This is a genomic window from Streptomyces deserti (genome assembly GCF_054782695.1).
The window spans coordinates 1-13,286 of record NZ_BAAGRZ010000013.1 but is presented as its reverse complement, the minus strand read 5'-3'; the positions used below and the strand labels follow the sequence as shown (position 1 = coordinate 13,286).

The following is a 13,286-nucleotide window of genomic DNA, read 5'->3' as shown; positions in this document are numbered from 1 at the left end:
GCACCAGGCAGTACTCAGGCCGCACGGCGCAGGCCTTTGCCGGTACTGCCGTCCCTCAGCAGCGAAACGCCTGCAATGCCGCGGCGCTGCGGGCGCTGCCACCCGCCGCCAGAATCCGCGGCCCTGATGGGGAGTTCATCCCCGCACAACCTCGATGCGTCACCGGCAGCCGCACCGGGGCGGCGGCCACCACCTGGCCGGCTCCCGCCGCCTTCGTGGTCCTCAGCGACCGGGTCAGGAGGCCACGGACCGACGTGTCCTCCTCGCACGGGCACGGCTTGCCGACCGCTTCGACGCCGAGACTCGGTGCGATGCCTCGCACACTCACGTCGACGGCCACCGCGCTCTCCGCCACCGCCGCGTCGACGGCCACCTCGGTCTTCACCGTCGCGTCCACCGCCGCCGCGTCGACGGCCACCGTGGTCTTCAGCACCGCGCCACTGTCCGACGTGAAGCCCGGGGCGAAGAGAAGCAGCAGCAGAACGGAGGCCAGCGCGACCACCGCCGCTGCCCATCGACGCCGCACCATCCGACCCCTGACCCGCGTCTCGGCGGAGGTTCGACATACGGGTCCGCCCAACACGGCCGGCACCAAGCGAGTCCCCCCGTACCCCTGGCTGAGCTTTCCAGTAGGCCCAGCACATCCCGCTCCGTCAAGGCCTGGTGACGCGGTTCGGCCCACTCGGTCTGTCGTGAGCACGAGTGCGTTGACGGTCACCAGGAGCCACCGGCGACTCACTCACAGCCCAAGCCCCACGGAGGCGGCGACGCCAGCCGCCGGGCGGCCGTGTCCGCGCCCGCGCTGCGTGTCCTCTTCGCCCGCACCTGTTGGCGGATCGTTCGCCTCCGCTGAGTATCCCTCTATGGAGGCGCACAGGCGCCGGAGTCAACCACCCACGGGGGAAGCCATGAAGAGGTCGCGCAAGGCCGTTCTCACCGGAGCGGCGCTGGTCTGCGCCGTGCTGCTCGCGGGCTGCGCGAAGCCCGACAGGAGCGAGATCGTCACGTGGACCGATGAACACGGCCGGGCCTGCACGGGCGTGGCGATGATCGACTCCGAGGACGGCGACCGGGAAGTGACCAGCATCGACTGCGACTATCCGCCGGAGGGCAGGCAGCCGGGCCGTCAGACCTCCGCTCCGCTGCCGGGCTGAGCTCAGCTGCCCAAGCGGACCGGAGCGGGACAGCCGGACTGACGGACTGACGGACTGACGGATTGACGGACTGACGGATTGGCGCCCGCTCCCGGTGGGCAGTGAGCGAGGGAATGTCATGTGCACGACTGCCTTCCCCCCACAAGGAGGTCGACCATGCATGTCCGTACGTTGACCGGCGGCGCCGCCGCCGTTGTGGCACTCACCCTCCCGTTGACGGGCGGCCCGGCCGTGGCCGCCCCGTCCGGGACCGCCGACCGCGTCCCGGCCCCCCGCGTCCTCACCTACGACGCCAGTGCTTCCGCGGAGTTCAAGGCCGCGGTCGACCGTGGCGCGGCGATCTGGAACGAGAGCGTCGACACCGTCGAACTGCGTCCGGTCGCGGCCGGGCAGCGGGCCCACATCCGCGTCCTGGCGGACAACGGCTGGCCTCGCGCGCTGCCCACCTCGCTGGGCAGCGGAATCGTCTACATGGGACGGCAGGCCGTCAATCAGGGATACGACGCCCTTCGCATCTCGTCCCACGAACTCGGCCACATCCTGGGCCTGCCGGACCGCAAGCCCGGTCCCTGTTCGAGCCTGATGTCCGGCTCCAGCGCGGGAGTCGCCTGCAAGAACCCCTATCCGGACGCGGCCGAGAAGGCCGAGGTCGAGGCGAACTTCGGCGGCGCGCTCGTGGGGCGGTCCGCCGCGGTGGGCCGTGACACGGTGATCGACGACTGACCGCGGCACGGACGCCGCACCCCGTCGGGCCGGCCGGAGGCCGGCCCGACCGGCTCTGGATCAGGTCAGCGGCCGTGTGACGGTGCGGTGGTCGCTGCCTTTGCAGGTCGCTCGACCGCCTTGTCGGTCACCGTCACCATCAATGGCCTTTCTGCCGTCGGTGCGGGTGGTTTCACGGCCCGCACGGAGGCCCCCTTGTACAGCCGTTCCGTAGGCCTTCTCCCGGCGCCTTGATCCGTTGTGCCTGGGCGGCCACCGCATGCCAGTGATCAGAACGGGGAGCCTGCCAAGGCGTGGCAAGGCGAACATCGTGGCGTCGACGAGGCCCTCGCCCGTGCCCCGCGGGCATGAGGACGACGGTGCCCAGGTCGTCGGTGCGCAGGGGGCGCGTTTCGGTTGAGGCCGAAGTCATCGCGGAAACCCATCGGCGGGCCGGAACCTCGCGAGGCGTCGCTCACTCGACTGGCCGACGTCCTCCTCGGGGCTGCACCCGAGCGAGGGACCAGGGACGTCCCGGCCGGCGCGGCTCGCGACGGGCGGTGGGCCGAGCGCTGCGGCCGGCCGGGACGTCCCAGCGCCTTGTGGCCGGGCCCGGGCGGGCGCCGGCCTGTGCGAAAGAACGGCACCCGGGGGTGTGGCGGCCGGTGCCACCGGATACCTGCCCCGCATGTGCACATCGACATGCAGGAGACTGTGCTGGTGACGGCACCGTGCCGCGCACCGGCACTGCATCGGCAGGATCCGACCCGGGAAGGACCGGCAACATGATCATCTTTGGCACCAAGGGGTACCTGTACCAGCTCGCGATCCTGACCCTGGTGTGCGGCCGGTGCGGCAATCCCTCCGCGCACACGCTCAGGAAGCGGGTCACGAAGTTCACGCTGTTCTTCGTGCCGCTGTTCCCGCTGTCGACCAAGTACGCGACCCAGTGCACCTTCTGCGGCGCGGAGCAGAAGATGACCAAGGAGCAGGCGGAGCAGCTGCAGGCGCAGGGCGCGAGCGGTCACGGCGGGCAGGCGTCCGGACAGCCGCATCAGCAGCCGTACCAGTCCTGAGGGGAGCCGGAGGGCCGCCGCGGGAGCCGCCCCCACACTGCCGCGGTCCTCGAAGGCGTGACGAGCCTTTCCGGCGTGACGTGTGCCCAGTGCCTTGACGTGTACTTGGCATAGTGGGTTCATGGGAGCGCTCCCATGAACCTTTTCCCATGCCCGAGTTCCTTGACGCTCACTCCTGGAGTCACAGTGAGAACGAGTAGCAGCACGACACGAGAAGGGTCCTTGGCGCGCCTGCTGACCGGCATGGCCGCCCTCCTCGGGCTCGTCGTCCTCGGTGCCCTCTGCCCGGCCGTCGCCCACGCCCAGCCGTCCCGCCCCCTCGCCACCGGCCTCCACATCAGCGACGGGCGCCTGCTCGAAGGCAACGGCAACGACTTTGTCATGCGGGGCGTCAACCACGCCCACACCTGGTACCCGGGGGAGACGCGGTCGCTGGCCGACGTCAAGGCGCTGGGCGCCAACACCGTCCGCGTCGTCCTCTCCAACGGCCACCGCTGGACGAGGAACAGCGCCGAGGACGTGGCCGGTGTCGTCGACCAGTGCAAGGCCAACCGGCTCATCTGCGTGCTGGAGGTGCACGACACCACCGGCTACGGCGAGGAGGCCGCGGCCGCCTCGCTCGACCAGGCGGCCGACTACTGGATCGGCCTGAAGGGCGTACTCGCCGGCGAAGAGAACTACGTCATCATCAACATCGGCAACGAGCCCTGGGGCAACTCCGACCCCGCCGGCTGGACCGAGCCGACCATCGCGGCGATCAAGAAGCTGCGCACCGCCGGGTTCGAGCACACGATCATGGTGGACGCGCCCAACTGGGGCCAGGACTGGCAGGGCGTCATGCGGGCCAACGCCCGGTCCGTCTACGACGCCGACGCCACCGGCAATCTGATCTTCTCGATCCACATGTACAGCGTCTACGACACCGCCCAGGAGATCACCGACTACCTGAACGCCTTCGTCGACGCCGGACTGCCCATCCTCATCGGTGAGTTCGGCGGACCCCCGGACCAGTGGGGCGACCCGGACGAGGACACCATGATGGCCGCCGCCGAGCGGCTCCGGCTCGGCTACCTGGCCTGGTCCTGGAGCGGCAACACCGACCCGATCCTCGACCTGGCGATCGACTTCGACCCCGACCGGCTCAGTTCCTGGGGCGAGCGCGTCTTCCACGGCGTCAACGGCATCGCGCAGACCTCCAGGGAAGCCACCGTCTTCGGCGGGGCGAACCCGGACGACACCCAGGCCCCGACCGCGCCCGGCACCCCGACCGCCTCCGCCGTCACGGCCACCTCCGTCATCCTCACCTGGCCGGCCGCCACCGACAACGTCGGCGTCACCGGCTACGACATCGTCCGCGTCGACGGTGGCGCCGAGACCAAGGTCGCCGCCTCCACCGCCAACACCGTCACCGTGAGCGGCCTGACCGCCGACACCGCGTACAGCTTCGCCGTCTACGCCCGCGACGCGGCCGGCAACCGGTCCGCCCGCTCGGCCGCGGTGAACGTCACCACCGACAAGGGCGGGAGCACGCCGGGCGTGTCCTGCTCGGTCGGCTACCGCGCGGTCAACGAGTGGCCGGGCGGTTTCCAGGGCGAGATCGCCATCCGCAACACCGGCACCGCCCCCCTCAGCGGCTGGACGCTCGGGTTCACCTTCGCGGGCGGCCAGACCATCACCAACATGTGGGGAGGGACCCCGACCCAGAGCGGCGGCACGGTGAGTGTCACCCCCGCTTCCTACACCTCGACCATCCCCGCCGGGGGCTCGGTCACCGTCGGCTTCACCGCGGGCAGGGGCGCCACCAACCCGGCCCCGACCGTGTTCACCCTCAACGGCACGGCCTGCACCGCCGCCTGACGGGCGGTACTTGCTGACCGGCGGAGTCGCGCGCGCCGCCCCGCCGGTCAGTACGCCGTACCGGTGGGCCACGGCCGGTCCGTTGCCCTCCGGCTCCGGTTCCGTTCCTCGCCTCCCCAGTCGCAAGCGGCTCAGGGGCGTTGACCCGCCGCGCGGGCACCAGCACAATGAGCGCGCAGTCGTGAGAGCGCTCTCAAGAAGGCAGCGTCCACGACTTCCGGCGTCCTTGACCCACCTCCGAGGGAGTCCCATGACCGGCAGACAAGGCCCGGCGCTCAGCCGGCGTACGCTCCTCGGCACCGGCCTGGGCATCGGTGCCGCAGTGCTCACCGCGGCCGGCTCCGGTGCGGCGCAGGCGGCCGAGGGTCCTTCCGCGGTGACGTCGGCCCGGTCCCGGGGGCACGCCTTTCTCGCCGCCGCCATGGACGCCTATCCGGAGCACGGCACCGTCCGCCTGACCCAGAGCTACACCGACCAGGCCGGTCTGTTCAGCACCGCGTTCACGTACGACAACGCCCTCGCGATCCTGGCCCACCTCGCGGTGCGCACCGCGGACGGCCTGGCCAGGGCCGTGGCACTCGGTGACGCCCTGCTGTACGCCCAGAACCACGACCCGGCGTACGACGACGGCAGACTCCGTCAGGCCTACAACGTCGGGCCGTACACCTTCTACGACGGTTCACCGCAGCCCGACGGCTTCGTACGGGCGGACGGCACCGCCAACGTGGGCACGCAGTTCGGTTTCACCGGTACCGCCGTGGGCGACATGGCCTGGGCCGGTATCGCGCTGAGCGCTCTCGCCCGCCGGACCGGGGCCCGCCGTTTCCTCACCGGTGCCGTGCGGATCGGCGAGTGGATCGAGCGGACGGGACGTACCGACGAACCGCTCGGCGGCTACAAGTTCGGGGTCAACGGGGCGAACGAGAAACTGCCCTTCACCTCGACCGAGCACAACACCGACCTGATCTGTCTCTTCGGGCGGCTCGCCCGGCTCACCGGGAACCGGGTGTGGCTGGAGCGGCGCGCGCGTGCCGAAGCCTTCGTGAAGCGGATGTGGGAGCCGTCCGGGGGCTTCTTCTGCACCGGCACCAACGACGGCGTGACGGTCAACAGGTCCCCGATCCCCGAGGACACCCAGACCTGGACCCACCTGGCCCTCGCCTCCCGCACCCGCGCCTACTCCCGCTCGCTGGACTGGTGTGCGGACAACCTGGCCGTCCTGGACCACGCCGACCGCAGGAACAGCACGGTGCCCGCGGGCCAGTCGTACGAAGGCGTCACCTTCAGCTCCGCGAGCCTCGTGGCGAACGAGGACGCCCCGATCGCCGAGGGCCAGCCCAAGCCCGACCGCGACGCCGTGTGGTTCGAGGGGACGGCCCACCTCGCGCTCGCCCTGCGGGACCGCGGCGCGCGCGGCGACGAGGAACGCGCCCGGCGGCTGATCGCCTCCCTGCAGCGGGCGCAGGACCTGCTCGGCACCGGCCAGACCATCGGCGGCAAGGCACTGCCCGAGCGCTCCGGCGTCGTGTCGGCGAGCAGCCCGCTCGACACGGGCTTCGGCTTCGGTTACTACCCGTACCGCCACACCGGGGCGACCGCCTGGTACCTGATGGCGGCGGTGCGCTTCAACCCGCTGCGGGCCTGAGAAGGCTTCGGCCGATCGGCCCGGAACCCCTTCGGTGGTGATCGGCCGGTCGGCCGCCCCGGCCGGTCGTGAACCTCCCGGCCCGCACCGGCCTTGCGTCCGGGTGGCGGCGACGGGCCGTCAGTGCCCCTGCTGCGGGACGGGCCGGGGCGGGGAGGAGAGCCGCCGCGGGCGGCCCTGGGCGAGCCATCCGGGAACGCGCCGCATCACGCGTGTGGACACGGACCCGTACGCCACGCCGAACAGCAGGGAGACCAGCAGGGCCAGCAGCGGCGAATGGTCCCGGACGTACGGGTAGACGTGGAAGTGCGTCAGGTAGATGTACAGAGAGCTGCCCGCCAGCAGCCCCGCCACCCGGTTGACCGGGTCCAGGCTCGGCAGCACGGGAACCCAGATCAGCAGCGCCAGGCCGCCCACCACGATCGACGTCCGCAGCGGCTGCCCGCCGGCGAACAGGCCCGGCACGGTGGCCGGCAGCACGGCCGTCAGCAGCAGACGCTGCGGCACCGTACGCGCCCGCGCCGCCGCCCAGCCCATGGCGAACAGGAAGAACACCACGGTGGGGCTCAGATGGAACCGGACGTGCGCCAGGCCCGCCGGGTCGTAGCGGCCCACCAGCCCCAGCCCCACCAGGCCCAGCGCGAAACCGAACGGGCTGCGCCGCTCGGCCCGGTCCAGCAGCGGAACGGCCAGCAGCGCGGTCATGGCGACCAGGAAGTACACCAACGCCTCGACGAACCAGTACCGCCACTCGGGGTCCGAGTTGTCCTGCGCGAAGAGGCTGTTGGCCAGCACCACGTTGGCGAGGTCGTACTCGCCGGTCAGGGCCAGAGCGAAGGCGAGCCACAGCATGCTCGGCACGGCGACGCGCAGGATGCTGCGGCCGAGGCCGCGCACGCGGCGGCGGCGTTCGGCGGCGGTGAGGTGGAAGCGGGCGAAGTTGAATCCCGCGACGCCGAGCAGCACGTGCGCACCGCCCTGGACGGGGAAGACGGGTATGTGCGAACCGACGACGAGGACGATGCCGACGGCCCGCAGGGCGATGCCGGTCTCCAGCGTGCGCAGTCGGCGCACCGGGCGTACGACGGGCTGTGGGGCGGACGGCCGCAGTTTGCCGATGGGGGTGGTGTGCCAGTCGGCCGGCAGTGTGCCGAGAGCCTGTTCCAGGCGCAGCGACATCTCCACGTAGGAGAGGGAGTCGCCCCCCAGACCGACGAAGCTGCTGTCCTCGGTGACGTCCGCCCGGTCGAGGATCTCGGCGTACAGGCGGCAGAGGTCCTCGGTCGTCGTCCCGTCCTTGCGCGCCGCTGGTTTCTCGGCGGGACGGGTCAGGCGTCGTACGGCCTCGTGGTCGGGCTTGCCCGTTGCCAGCCGGGGGAGTTCCGCGACCACCCGGACCCGGACGGCGCGCGGCGGCAGCCCGCATTCGCCCGCGACCAGGCGGCGCACCCGTGCGGCCTCCAGGTCCGCGTCGCCGGCGTTCGTGCGCGCCACCACCACGGAGAGGGCGTCGTCGTCGCCGGCGCAGAAGGCGTGGACACCGTGCCGCTCCAGCATCGCCTCGACCCGCTGCGGGTCGATCCGCAGTCCGAGGATCTTCGCGAACCGGCTGCGCCGGCCCACGATCTCGTACAGCCCGTCGGGCGCGCGCCGGGCGATGTCCCCGGTGTACAGGTCCTCGACGGTCCGGCCGAGGCCCAGATCCGTGGGGCTCTCGGCGTAGCCGAGCATGACGTTCGGGCCGGAGTAGACGAGTTCGCCGGTGTCCGGGTCGCCGGTGCCGTCCGGCCCGTCCAGCGGGCGCAGGCGGAAGGAGCCGCCGGGTATGGGCACCCCGACGGCCTGCGGACGCTCGGCGGCGAGGTGCGGCGGCAGATAGGCCATCCGGGCCGTCGCCTCCGTCTGCCCGTACATCACGAACAGCTCCCAGCCCGCGCGGCGCCCCAACTCGGCGTAGCGGACCACGCGTTCCGGCGCGAGCCGGCCGCCGGCCTGGGTGACCCGGCGCAGGTGCGGCAGCCGCATCCGGTCGAAGCCGACCCGGTCGAGCAGGTCGAAGGTGTACGGCACCCCGGCCAGCGCCGTGCCCCGAGCGGTCCGGAACAGCTCCCAGAAGCCGGCGTCGGCCACCGACCGGCCGGTGAGGATCAGTCCGGCACCGCGCAACAGGTGGCTGTTGATGACCGACAGGCCGTAGCAGTAGTGCATGGGCAGGGTGGTGGCGGCACGGTCGCTGTCCTCGATGCCCAGGTACGCGGCGATGGACTCGGCGTTGGACTGGAGGTTGTCGTGCGAGAGCCGGACGAGTTTGGGCGAGCCCGTCGAACCTGACGTGCTCAGCAGCAGGGCGAGGTCGGGGTGGAGCGTGTGCGCGGAGGTGCGGTGCCGCTCGTCGAGGACCCATGTCGCGGCACCGTTCGCGCCGTTCCGCGGGACGGCCACCACATCGGGTTCGTAGGCGGCGGTCAGCGCGCGCAGGGTGGCGTCGTTGTCGCCCGGGACCAGCAGGAGCGGATGGCCGACCGACAGGGCGGCGAGGTAGACGACCAGGGCTTCGACCCGGTTGGCCCCCGCCAGGAGCACCAGGCGCCGCCCGCGTCCGAGGCGGTCGGCCGTCTCGGACACCCGTGCGGCCAGGTGCCGGTAGGAGAGCGTGCCCTCCTCGGTGATCAGCGCGGTACGGTCGCCGAACGCGGCGAGGTTCCGGGCGAACGGCACGGTCCGCGGGACCGAGCCGGACTCCACCGCCGGTGCGGGGACGGTGCTGTCGAGCGGCGACGGAGAGGAGCACAGCAGCGGTGGGGTGTCCGGAAGCGGACCGGGTGGGATGATCACGGGGCGCGCCCTTTCCGCTTCCATGGCGTCGTCCGCTGGTAGCACAGATCCCTTGACGGTGAGGTTAGCTTTACCTTATTCATAGCGTATTCACAAGGTCCCCATGCGGCACCGATACGCCGCTCGCCCTTCTGACGACGCGACGAGCGGCGCAGGGGACGAGCCATGCAGGAAGGCACCACCATGCGACGCCCCACGGCCCGCCTGATCACCGCGTTCGCGGGGATCGGCCTGCTCCTCCCCGCCCTCGCCGCCTGCGGTTCCGACGACAAGGCCGGCTCGGGGAGCGAGGGCGGCGACTCGGCCCTCGTCATCTACTCGGGCCGCAACGAGAAGCTCGTCAAGCCGCTCCTGGACAAGCTGGAGAAGGCCGTCGGAGCCGAGGTCGACGTCCGCTACGGCGAGAGCGCCGAACTGGCCGCCCAGATCCTGGAGGAGGGCGACCGCACCAAGGCCGGGCTGTTCTTCTCCCAGGACGCCGGGGCCCTCGGCGCCCTCTCCAAGGAGGGCATGCTGGAGAAGCTGCCGCAGGGCACGCTGGACAAGGTGGACTCCGCCTACCGGGGCGGCGAGGGCGACTGGGTCGGCCTGTCCGGGCGCGTCCGCGTCATCGCGTACAACCCGGAGAAGGTCACCAAGGCCCCCGACAGCGTCCACGACGTGGTCAGGCCCGAGTGGAAGGGCAAGGTCGGCTTCGCGCCCACCAACGCCTCCTTCCAGGCATTCGTCACCGGCATGCGGGTCCTGGAGGGCGACGACGCCACCCGCGAGTGGCTCAAGGGCCTGAAGGCCAACGGCAAGACCTACGCCAACAACCTGGCCACCCTCGACGCGGTGGAGTCCGGCGAGGTCTCCCTCGGTCTGGTCAACCACTACTACTGGTACGAGCGGGTCGCCGAGAAGGGCGAGAACCAGGTCAACGCCAAGCTGCACTTCCTGCCCGGCGGCGACCCCGGCGCGCTGATCAACGTCGCCGGCGCCGGGGTGCTCAAGGGCAGCGGCCAGAGCGATACCGCCCGCAAGGCCGTCGACTACCTGCTGTCCAAGGAGGCGCAGACCTACTTCGCCGACCGGACCAAGGAGTACCCGCTGGCCGCCGGGGTCACCAGCACCGTGGAGGACCTGCCGCCGCTCGACACCCTCGAGGCCCCGGAGATCGACCTCGGGAAGCTGGAGTCCCTCCAGGAGACCCTGGCCATGCTCCAGGACGTCGGGCTGGTCTGACCCACCATGGGCACATCCCAGCCCGCGCGGCGCCCGGCCGGCACCGATGCCGACGGCCACCCGGCCGGGCGCCGACGTACTGTCACCGCTCTGCGAGGCCTGGGTGCCGGGAACGCCCTGCGCGCTCCGGCACGCAGACCTTCCTGGGTGCTGGTCGTCCCCGCCTGCGTGGCGGCCCTGTTCGCCCTGCTCCCGCTCGGCTACCTCGCCGTCCGAGCCCTGGAACGCGGCCCCGGCTACGCCTGGGACGTCGTCGCCGACACACGCACCCTGCAACTGGCCGGCCGCAGTCTCGGCCTCGCCGTCACCGTGGTGGCGGCCTGCCTGGTGCTGGGCGTCTCGCTGGCCTGGCTGACCGTGCGCACCGCCCTGCCCGGGGCACGCGCCTGGTCGGTGCTGGCCACCCTGCCGCTCGCCGTGCCCAGTTACGTCGCCGCCTTCGCCTGGCTGTCCGCCGTGCCGCAGGCCGCCGGGTTCGCCGGGGCGGCACTGGCCCTGACACTGGTCAGCTTCCCCTACGTGCACCTGCCGGTCGCCGCGGCGCTGCACGGCATCGACCCCGCGCAGGAAGAGGCCGCGCGCTCCCTCGGGCACGGGCCGCTGCGCACCTTCTGGCGGGTGACACTGCCGCAGCTGCGCCCGGCCGCGGCCGGCGGGGCACTGCTCGTCGCGCTGTACGTCCTGTCCGACTTCGGCGCGGTCTCGCTGATGCGGTACGACACCTTCACCTGGGCCATCCACACCTCCTACCGCGCCTCCTTCGACCGGACCCCGGCCGCCGCGCTCAGCGTCGTCCTGGTGCTGATGACCGTGGCGCTGGTCGCCGCCGAGGGCCGCACCCGGGGCCGCGCGGGCCACGCCCGGACCGGCACCGGCAGCGCCCGCCCCGCCGTACCGCTGCCCCTGGGGCGCCGGCGGATCCCCGCACTGGCCTGGTGCGGGGCGGTGGTGGCCGCCGCGGTCGCCTTCCCGCTGGGGACCCTCGGCTACTGGCTGGCCGTCGGCACCTCCGCGACCTGGGACCTGACGGCGCTCGCCGAGACGGCCCGGGCCACGCTCGGTGCCGCCGCGGCCGGAGCGGCCCTCACGACCCTGCTCGCCCTGCCCGTCGGCGTGATCGCCGCACGCCACCGGGGGCGCGGCGCCCGCCTGCTGGAGCAGGCCGCCTATGCCGGGCACGCGCTGCCCGGCATCACCGTCGCGCTCGCCCTGGTCTTCTTCGCGGTGCGCTACGCCTATGCGCTCTACCAGCGACTCCCGCTGCTGGTGTGCGCCTACGCCGTGCTGTTCCTGCCCGTCGCGGTGGCCGCCACCCGGGCCGCCGTGCTGCAGGCGCCACCGGTGCTGGAGGACGTGGCCCGCTCGCTCGGACGGTCACCGCTGCGCGTCCTGCGCGAGGTGACCGTGCCGCTGGCCGCGCCGGGCGTCGCGGCCGGGGCCGCGCTCACCTTCGTGGTCTGCATGAAGGAACTCCCCGCCACGCTGCTGCTGCGTCCCACCGGCATGGACACGCTCGCCACCCGGCTGTGGACCGAGACCGGCGCGGGCTCCTTCGCCGCGGCCGCCCCCTACGCCGCCGCGCTCATCCTGCTGGCCGCCGTCCCCTCCTATCTCCTGGGCAGGCACCGCACATGAACTCTCCGAGGCAGGCACGCACATGAACGACCTCCGCATCGAGGGGCTCACCAAGTCCTACGGCCCCGACGCACCTGTGCTGCGCGGGCTGGACCTCGACGTGCCGGGCGGCGCCCTGGCCGCCGTACTCGGTCCCTCCGGCTGCGGCAAGACCACCCTGCTGCGCATCGTCGCCGGCTTCCTGCCCGCCGACGCGGGCACCGTCACCGTCGGCGGACGGACGCTGACGGGCCCGGGCGTCCACCTGCCGCCCGAGCGGCGGCGCGTCGGTATCGTGCCGCAGGAGGGCGCCCTCTTCCCGCACCTCACCGTCGCCCGCAACGTGGCCTTCGGGCTGACCGGCCTGGACCGCGGCGAACGCCGCCGCCGCATGGAGGAGATGCTCGACCTCGTCGGACTCGCCGGATACGGCGACCGGATGCCGCACGAGCTCTCCGGCGGCCAGCAGCAGCGCATCGCGCTGGCCAGAGCGCTGGCCCCGCAGCCTCAACTGGTGCTGCTGGACGAGCCGTTCAACGCCCTCGACAGCGCCCTGCGCGCGGGCGTGCGGGCCGATGTGCGCACCGCCCTGCGCGCGACCGGCGCCACGGCCGTCCTGGTCACCCACGACCAGCAGGAGGCCCTGTCGACCGCCGACCTGGTCGCGGTCGTACGGCAGGGCCGCGTCGCCCAGTGCGACACCCCGCAGGAGCTGTACCGGCGCCCCGCCGACCCTTGGATCGCCGGGTTCGTCGGCGACGCCGTCCTGCTCCCCGGCACCGTGGACGACGGCGGCGGCACGGTCACCACGGCCCTGGGCACCGTGCCCCTCGCCGCCCCGCCCGAGGGCTCCCGGTCCGGCACGGTGCTGCTGCGGCCCGAGCAGCTGCGGCTGACGAAGGAGGGAGCGGGCACGGTGCGGGGCACGGTGACCGACGTGTGCTTCTACGGGCACGACGCGAAGGTGACCGTGTCCGTCGAAGGCCTGGACACCCCGGTCGACATCCGCGTCGCGGGCCCGCTGCCGGTCCGGCCCGGCGAGGAGACGGGCATCCGCCTCACGGGCGAGGCCACACTCCACCCCTAGACGAGTAGTTCCGATGTGGCTCAGTGGTCGTAGGCGATCAGTGACCTGGTGATGGGTGCGCCGATGGTGCGGTTGTGCCAGATCGCGCAGGT

10 protein-coding genes are annotated in these 13,286 nt (G+C 72.4%); 8 read left to right on the top strand and 2 right to left on the bottom strand.

What is annotated here, in order from left to right:
• Positions 1-55 precede the first annotated feature (55 nt).
• Positions 56-502, bottom strand: a complete 447-nt coding sequence (locus tag ACYVMZ_RS21685) for a hypothetical protein (protein WP_461082114.1) — start codon at positions 500-502, stop codon at positions 56-58.
• A gap of 406 nt (positions 503-908) precedes the next feature.
• Between ACYVMZ_RS21685 and ACYVMZ_RS21680 the strand changes: the two genes are divergently transcribed.
• The 5 genes from ACYVMZ_RS21680 to ACYVMZ_RS21660 all read left to right on the top strand — a co-directional run bounded on the left by ACYVMZ_RS21680 (position 909) and on the right by ACYVMZ_RS21660 (position 6,434).
• A complete protein-coding gene (locus ACYVMZ_RS21680) occupies positions 909-1,154 on the top strand; it encodes a hypothetical protein (protein WP_461082112.1) in 246 nt (81 codons plus the stop codon).
• 156 nt (positions 1,155-1,310) lie between these two features.
• The gene (locus ACYVMZ_RS21675; protein ID WP_461082110.1) at positions 1,311-1,877 is read left to right on the top strand and encodes a snapalysin family zinc-dependent metalloprotease; all 567 of its coding nucleotides are present in this window, start codon (positions 1,311-1,313) and stop codon (positions 1,875-1,877) included.
• A gap of 764 nt (positions 1,878-2,641) precedes the next feature.
• A complete protein-coding gene (locus ACYVMZ_RS21670; RefSeq protein WP_461082108.1) occupies positions 2,642-2,932 on the top strand; it encodes a zinc-ribbon domain-containing protein in 291 nt (96 codons plus the stop codon).
• Positions 2,933-3,175: 243 nt separating this feature from the next.
• Positions 3,176-4,789, top strand: a complete 1,614-nt coding sequence (locus tag ACYVMZ_RS21665) for a cellulase family glycosylhydrolase (RefSeq protein ID WP_461082394.1) — start codon at positions 3,176-3,178, stop codon at positions 4,787-4,789.
• A 250-nt stretch (positions 4,790-5,039) separates the two neighbouring features.
• Positions 5,040-6,434, top strand: a complete 1,395-nt coding sequence (locus ACYVMZ_RS21660; protein ID WP_461082106.1) for a Tat pathway signal sequence domain protein — start codon at positions 5,040-5,042, stop codon at positions 6,432-6,434.
• A gap of 120 nt (positions 6,435-6,554) precedes the next feature.
• On the opposite strand, the gene ACYVMZ_RS21655 is transcribed toward ACYVMZ_RS21660, so the two are convergent.
• Positions 6,555-9,269 (bottom strand): AMP-binding protein, encoded by a 2,715-nt coding sequence (locus ACYVMZ_RS21655; protein WP_461082104.1) that lies wholly within the window; start codon positions 9,267-9,269, stop codon positions 6,555-6,557.
• A gap of 183 nt (positions 9,270-9,452) precedes the next feature.
• On the opposite strand from ACYVMZ_RS21655, the gene ACYVMZ_RS21650 reads away from it, so the two are divergent.
• The 3 genes from ACYVMZ_RS21650 to ACYVMZ_RS21640 are packed head-to-tail and all read left to right on the top strand — an operon-like array spanning position 9,453 to position 13,194.
• Entirely contained in the window at positions 9,453-10,493 is a 1,041-nt protein-coding gene (locus tag ACYVMZ_RS21650) for an iron ABC transporter substrate-binding protein (protein WP_461082102.1), read from the top strand.
• Positions 10,494-10,499: 6 nt separating this feature from the next.
• On the top strand, positions 10,500-12,128 hold the full coding sequence (locus tag ACYVMZ_RS21645) for an ABC transporter permease (RefSeq protein ID WP_461082100.1): 1,629 nt from the start codon (positions 10,500-10,502) through the stop codon (positions 12,126-12,128).
• A gap of 22 nt (positions 12,129-12,150) precedes the next feature.
• Positions 12,151-13,194 (top strand): ABC transporter ATP-binding protein, encoded by a 1,044-nt coding sequence (locus tag ACYVMZ_RS21640; RefSeq protein WP_461082098.1) that lies wholly within the window; start codon positions 12,151-12,153, stop codon positions 13,192-13,194.
• The last annotated feature ends 92 nt before the right edge of the window (positions 13,195-13,286 follow it).